The organism is Ensifer sp. SSB1 (assembly GCF_016652895.1).
GTDB lineage: Bacteria > Pseudomonadota > Alphaproteobacteria > Rhizobiales > Rhizobiaceae > Ensifer.
The window spans coordinates 1-598 of record NZ_JAEPRP010000304.1 but is presented as its reverse complement, the minus strand read 5'-3'; the positions used below and the strand labels follow the sequence as shown (position 1 = coordinate 598).

General features: G+C 61.9%; 1 protein-coding gene. It reads right to left on the bottom strand.

Translation table 11 applies throughout. From position 1 onward, the window contains the following. On the bottom strand, nucleotides 1-598 hold a 598-nt coding region (locus I8N66_RS36245; RefSeq protein WP_291165146.1), incomplete at both ends, for a hypothetical protein.

The following is a 598-nucleotide window of genomic DNA, read 5'->3' as shown; positions in this document are numbered from 1 at the left end:
CACGTCCTTCTTCATTTGGGGCGACAACTTCCCGAGCGCCTGATTGATCTGCTGCTGCCTCTGTGGCGGCAGCGTTTCCGAGGTCTTCTTCGGCGGTGGAGCTTTGGACATTTTCGGCCTCGCTGATGCTATGCAGGAATGCGGAGACGGCGGCGTCCTCGGCAGGATCGCCAAGGATAGCGTCGAGCGCGTCCATCTGTTCGTCGGTGAAGTTGCCAGCGCCGGCCGCTTCGAGGTCCTGCTGATTTAGATAGTCCTCGTACTCGGCCGCCTGGCGATCGCGTAGTGCCTGCTCCCAACCCTGCGGAGTATAGTGCTTCTCCCCGCGCAGCTCCGAGTCGAAAAGCTCCTCCAACTCGCGCGTGTCGTGCTTGCCGTGCTCGTCTCGGGACAGGTACCCGTATTCGGCCAGCGCTTCGCCCATCGCATCGATGGACATGCCGCCGCCCGTGGCAACGCGCTTGATTCCAGCACCGAACAGGCCCTTTAGTTCGGCAGGGTCGATACCCCACTTGCTCGTGATCTCGTCGGTGTTGATGCCGCCGAGCTTGGCGATAGCGGCAAACATGCTGTCTCGATCGCCGTCGATGCTGGCTTG